The sequence below is a fragment of the Anaerolineales bacterium genome, from assembly GCA_037382465.1.
Lineage (GTDB): Bacteria > Chloroflexota > Anaerolineae > Anaerolineales > E44-bin32 > WVZH01.
Map to the genome: position 1 here is coordinate 1 of JARRPX010000101.1, position 5,918 is coordinate 5,918.

At 55.3% G+C, this 5,918-nt stretch carries 5 protein-coding genes; 1 reads left to right on the top strand and 4 read right to left on the bottom strand.

Annotated features, from left to right (window positions below; genetic code table 11):
• Positions 1-276 precede the first annotated feature (276 nt).
• Positions 277-1,797, top strand: coding sequence for a hypothetical protein (locus P8Z34_16610; GenBank protein ID MEJ2552294.1), 1,521 nt, complete (start codon positions 277-279; stop codon positions 1,795-1,797).
• Between the two features lie 135 nt (positions 1,798-1,932).
• Here the strand turns inward: P8Z34_16610 and P8Z34_16615 are convergent, their stop codons facing one another.
• The 4 genes from P8Z34_16615 to P8Z34_16630 form a co-directional block, all read right to left on the bottom strand.
• Positions 1,933-3,129 (bottom strand): ABC transporter permease, encoded by a 1,197-nt coding sequence (locus tag P8Z34_16615; GenBank protein MEJ2552295.1) that lies wholly within the window; start codon positions 3,127-3,129, stop codon positions 1,933-1,935.
• A 27-nt stretch (positions 3,130-3,156) separates the two neighbouring features.
• Positions 3,157-4,407 carry an ABC transporter permease gene (locus tag P8Z34_16620; GenBank protein ID MEJ2552296.1) on the bottom strand — a complete coding sequence of 417 codons (1,251 nt, stop codon included), beginning with the start codon at positions 4,405-4,407 and terminating at the stop codon, positions 3,157-3,159.
• Between the two features lie 9 nt (positions 4,408-4,416).
• Positions 4,417-5,358 (bottom strand): ATP-binding cassette domain-containing protein, encoded by a 942-nt coding sequence (locus P8Z34_16625; GenBank protein MEJ2552297.1) that lies wholly within the window; start codon positions 5,356-5,358, stop codon positions 4,417-4,419.
• A 268-nt stretch (positions 5,359-5,626) separates the two neighbouring features.
• The coding region (locus tag P8Z34_16630) for a response regulator transcription factor (protein MEJ2552298.1) at positions 5,627-5,918 on the bottom strand (292 nt) is incomplete at its 5' end.

The following is a 5,918-nucleotide window of genomic DNA, read 5'->3' on the forward strand; positions in this document are numbered from 1 at the left end:
ATAAACCGCCTGGCCGACTTGATGCAGGACCATCTCGAAACCACTCGGATTACTGAACAAAATTCCTGCTCCAAGAAACATATTCAGGATTAAACAGTAAATCGCCGCTTGATAAGATTTACTTTTCCGGAAACATGAAAGCGTGGGAGACGAGCTTGCACGCGATCACTTATCGGAACCCTTGCGGTGAGAGGTACATATTGTATAAATATAGTTCAAAGGATTCCCAATTATCTATTACGATTATCCTTATGAATTCAGAAATTGGAAATAAATATGCCCAGAAAATCAAAACGAATCCCATTTCTGGTTCTTCTGTACATGTTGCTTCTCGTGTCCTGTCATTCGACACCACCAAGCATGATAAAAACAACCGCGCCGATTGAACCCCAACCCGAATCGAGTCCAACCCCCGAGATGGAAATAACAGCCACAAGTACATTAACTTTTTTGCCATCTCCAACTCCTTCAAAACCGATAGAATCGACGATCAGTTTATCTCCACAAGGTCCCTGGTTGGTCTATCAGAAAGAAGATCACCTGCTTTATGCCGTGAATGCCAATGGAACGGGGATAACCACAATCGGAGATTCTTCAACCGGGACCTATCCCTACACCGGCTCGGAATCCAGCGGCCTTCTGGCCACCATGATCGATGGCAAATATTCATTCTCCGTCGACCTCGTTCTAATCGAGTTCCCTGATCTTCAACAGAAGCGAAGAATCGCATTGTATTCCTATTGGGAAACAGAACCGGAAAATAATCTGGACCTAAATATACCAATGGAGGCATCATCAAGTGACCCCAAATGGTCACCGGATGGCAGCCAGATTGCGTTCGTTGCCTCGATCGATGGCCCCTCGCTTGATCTGTACCTCTACGACTCCACGTTGGATCAAATAAAAAGGTTATCGAGCGGAGATAATCACGCAGCTGATCCCCATTGGTCCCCCAATGGAGAGTGGATCGTACATTCGGAGGTATCGGAATTCAATGGGTGGCTTGTGGAAGCGTTATGGGCAGCTTCGGCCGACGGCAAGCAGATGAAATGGTTGTTCGCCCCCGAAGGTAGTTGGACTCCATGGATTCTCGAATGGGTTGGTGAAGATTCATTTATCTGTATATTACGAAGTTCTGGTGGTGAACAGATTATTCGCCATGTGGATATCTCCGACGGTACCGTGACCATCCTTTTTCCCGAATATCTACATACAATACCTGCTGTGGATCCGATCACAGGGGCAGTTGCATTCTCGCCGATGTTGGGGGTGAAAGACGTCGAGCCAATGTTGAATCAAAATGGCATCTATATCATTTCACCACCGAGTAGACAGATTACGTTAGTCGTTCAAGACAAGTGGGGAAGTTACTGGGATCAAGGAACGAATCAATTTGTCACCATCGTTTCTTGCGTCGAAGAACCAGATGGATACATCGTGTTTGATGGTGACGGAAATACGAGCTGCGAGTCATTACAAAGAATCGAAAAATCACCAAATAGTCGCTGGCAGCTTGTGTTCGACTCCCATCCATTTTTTTCCGAAGCGTCGACTCAGATTCGGGTCTTCGATAAAAGTAACAATCAAGTTGGGATTGTTCCAAACATTAAGAATGGGGATGTGCATTGGCTCCCCGACGAGAGCGGATTCTTTATCCTCGAAGACGATTCACTCTATCATGTGGAATTGCCATCTCTTACAGTACGATTAATTGACAGGGACGTCGTACCAGAAGTTCCCAATTATTTCTTGACACCTAGAAGACTCCCCAACATCACATTTGTAAGCAGGAATTAGAGGATCACTCTATCTTTTTTCACTCAGCACTGAATTGTGTCAAAATCAATTCAACCTTCCAGAGAAAACAATAAATACAGAAACGCCCCGCAGAGACTTCCATCCCTGCGGGGCGAGAATCGATCCGCTTGCGCATCACTCGTAGCGGAAGCGCCAGATCGCCAACGCGAAGAACACGGCGGCGAAGACCATCAGCACCCCGGCTTCGGGCAAGATGTCCACCATTCCCAACCTGCGCAGCCCCAAATCGTTCAAGCCCTGCAGCGCCCACGTCGTGGGCAGAAACCGGTTCACAGTTTTAACCGTGTCGGGGAACAGCTCTCCGGGATACCAGCATCCACCGACGAGCGCCATGACCATGCCGGTGATCGGCGCCAGGCTGCCGGCCTGGGCCGTGGAGCGCACCAGCGTTCCCAACAGCGTACCCAACGCGGTCGCCGCCAGGCTGAAAGCGAGCAGCAGCACGACCAGACCGGGTATGGAATTGCCCCAGTCGATCCCCAACACGTAGATGCCGAAGACCACCAGCAGCGTCATCTGCACCCAGGCCGCCGCTAACTGGCCCAGAATCGTGCCCAGCAGGAACGTGGCCCTTTTGGTCGGCGTGGTGAACAGGCGCCGCAGCGTGCCCGTCGTACGTTCGTCGGCTAGCACGGCCGCCGTGGCCAGGAGCGGTATGAAGACCCAGGTGATCAGTTGTCCCGCGCTGGCCTGTACGTTAGTGGCATTCTCTCTTTCGTAGACGATGCCTTCATCCGGTGTACGGATTTCCACGCGCTGCGGCAAATGGTCAAACGCAGCTTCAGCGCTGGTGAAGCTCGCATCGTAATATCTCTCCCTCATCGCGGCGTCTGTAAAATCTCCGCGCTTTTCGTATTCGGCCGTACTCATGTTTGCCGCCAGAAGCACTCGGCTCATCTGCTCCACAGCCGCAAACACCTGCTGCTCGGCTGCGTCGTAGGCATCTTCGTCGCCCGCCTCTTGCAGGGCAAGATCGACCGGCCAACCGCCGTACAAGCGCTCCTGAAAACCCGTAGGGATGGTCAGGATGGCAGCCGTGTCTTGTGCATCAGCCAGCGCTTCCGATTCTTCGCTCGAAGCCAACACGATCTCCATCGATCCCGCCGGCGTCAGTTCTTCGATCAGTTGACCGGACAGCGAAGTTTGGTCTTGATCGACGACGATCAATTCGTACGTTCTCCCGCCTGACCCGATCGTTCCACTCAACAAGTAGGTGAATATGATTGGCAGGACGAGGAAGAACATGATCTCCATGGGGCTCGAGAAGCGGTTCTTGATGTCTTTCCAGGCAATGTTGAATATTTTCTTCATTTCAGTACTCCACTGCGGCGCTTTCGATCAGCTCCGCAACAAACCGCGGCGGCGGAAGACGACAACCGCCACGCCGAATAATATGCTTCCCATTACGACCAGGCCGACGATCGACCCGCGGACGTCCGCCAGCGTGCCGACGCCGGCCAGGATGGTAAACCCTTCCTGCGCCCAGGCGTTGGGTGTGATTTTCCCAATCGTGCCCAGTATGCCGTCGAAGCTTTCGCCGCCGAAAAACGAACCTCCCAGCAGCCCGAAGAAGAGCATCATGGCCGTTCCCATCGTCGAAACCTGTTCGGCCGTGCGGGCGAATGCAGCCAGCAGAATGCCCCAGCCGGCGGCCCCAAAAACGGCGGCCACGATCATCAGCGCCACACCGAGCGTGTCTCCCCAATGAAGTTGAAAGAGCAGACTGGTGACCCCGATGACGATGGCCAACTGTGCCACACCCACCAGCACGACGCCGAGCACCTTTCCCCCAAGGATCCAGGCGCCTTCCGTCGGCGTGGCCAGCATACGCGGTAAGGTGCCCTCTTCGCGCTCGGCAAGAATACTGCGCCCGCCGATACCGGAAACGGTGTACATCAGAAACAACATGGCCATACTCGGCGCCAGTATTGCCAGCGGCTGAATGGCGACATCCTCTTCCTCAACGCGCTGATTTTGGACGGTTATCCCGGCCATTGCGTCGGATCCCGCTGTCACCAACGCTTCGCCGATTTCCCGGCCGACGTCATTCGCCTCCTGCGGCTGGATCAATCCGGCTCCGATCAGACCCCCTACTGCCACTTTACTGCTGACGACGCCCGCATCGACGCGCGCCAGAAAACGCTCGACCAGCGAACGCACGATGCCGACCCGGATGGGCTGCCCGGGATACACGTACAGTTCCACAAGGCTGCTCTCCGCGACCTCTTTGGCCTCCAGCATCGACTGGCTGAAATCCGTCGGCAGGATCAGGGCCGCCACGTACTTTCCTTCATCGACGTCGGCGCGGGCTTGCGGAGCACTGAACAAAGTTGTGACTTTGATGACCGAGCCCATACTTTCGTCGCGAAGCCACGACAGCATTGCTCTTCCCAATTCGCCTTCATCTTCGTTGACGACTACTACGCTGGTGGCCTGGATGGCGGGTTCGCCCGCCGAGACCGAGAAAGCCCCGGTTACAAAGGCCATGGCCAGTGTCAGCACGAAAGGCCCGGCCAGCATGATCCATCCCACCCTGTCTCGAAAAGCCACTTTCAGATCTTTCAATCCGATCGCCAATAACTTGAACATCGTCGCCTCCTAGTTCCGCAGCGCCCGGCCGGTCAGGTGCAGGAACACGGCTTCGAGATTGGGTTCCTGGATCGAGGCGGATGTGATCTTCGCATCCTGCGTATTAGCGGCGGTGATCAGCGCCGGAAGGATGGCGTTGCCGTCGTCAACGAAAAGCCGCAAGGTGCCGTTGAGCGGCTGCACCTGGTGCACGCCAGGCACGCGCCCCAAAGCCTCGACAACTTCCGGCCGGCTGGTTTCCTCGGCGATGTGCATTTCGACCACATCCTGCTCGCCGACCAATTCCGTCAACTCACGCTGCGTACCCAGGGCAATCATCTCGCCGTGGTCGATGATGCCGATGCGGTCACTGAGCTCCTGGGCTTCTTCCATGTAGTGGGTCGTATAAAGCACGGTCATGCCCTGCTCATTGAGCGATTTCACCGTATCGAGGATGCTGCGGCGGCTTTGCGGGTCGATCCCGACCGTGGGCTCGTCCATGTAAATCACCTTCGGTTCGTGCAGCAGGCCGACGCCGATGTTGATACGACGCTGCATGCCGCCCGAATAGGTCTCCACACGGTCCTTCGCCCGTTCGCGCAATCCGGTCATGTCGAGCACATCGTCGACGCGCTTGCGCAGCGCCTTGCCCCCCATCCCGTAAAGCCGGCCCCAGAAGATCAGATTTTCGTAGGCCGTCAGCTTCGGATAGAGCGCGATTTCCTGCGGCACGACGCCGATGACCGCTTTGACTTTCTGCGATGCCTGTAAGATCGATGCGCCGTCAATTAGTGCGTCACCGCTGGTGGGCTTTAGCAAGCAGGAGAGCATCGAGAGTGTCGTCGACTTTCCCGCACCGTTTGGCCCCAACAGGCTGAAGATTTCCCCCTCCCGGACGACGAAACTGACTTCGTCTACGGCCGGATCGGGGGTCCCGTTGTAGCGCTTGGTCAGCGCTTGTGCTTCAATCATGTTACTCACGTTCATTCCTCCTTCGTGCGTCAATTGCACGTGCGTATTCACTACCATCAAGACTGTAATCGAATCTGCTTCGGATTGGATGTGCCCATGGTCGCACTCGGCGGTCACATTCTCAATAGGAAGGTCACATTCGTGAGATAGCCGAGGAACTTCGAGTGGAAATTATGTGGAAGATGAACGGCCAGGGTGTGGCCTGGCGGTAAGGCAAGCGCGATGTGTTTATCGGGGAATGTCGGCAGAAATTCGTGTGGGGAAAAAACTAGATGAGACCCCACTCGCGGGCGCGCAAAGCGGCCTGGGTGCGATCTCGCACGCCTATCTTTTCCAGGATGTGGGTCACGTGATTCTTGACCGTCCCCTCGGCGATGACCAGCGTTTCGGCGATCTCGCGATTGCTGGCGCCGGCAGCGATCAGCTGCAGGACCTGGATCTCACGCTCGGAGAGCGGCTCCGCCATCAACTCCTGGGGGGTCTTTGCTTTTGGCGTGAGGCGGGAGAACTCGGCCACAACTTTGGTGGCGATGGAGGGCTGCAGGAAGGATTCGCCGCGC

Coding starts and splice junctions, on each gene's coding strand:
- P8Z34_16620 (MEJ2552296.1), bottom strand. CDS start 4,407: ATGTTCAAGTTATTGGCGATCGGATTGAAAGATCTGAAAGTGGCTTTT.
- P8Z34_16615 (MEJ2552295.1), bottom strand. CDS start 3,129: ATGAAGAAAATATTCAACATTGCCTGGAAAGACATCAAGAACCGCTTC.
- P8Z34_16625 (MEJ2552297.1), bottom strand. CDS start 5,358: ATGATTGAAGCACAAGCGCTGACCAAGCGCTACAACGGGACCCCCGAT.
- P8Z34_16610 (MEJ2552294.1), top strand. CDS start 277: ATGCCCAGAAAATCAAAACGAATCCCATTTCTGGTTCTTCTGTACATG.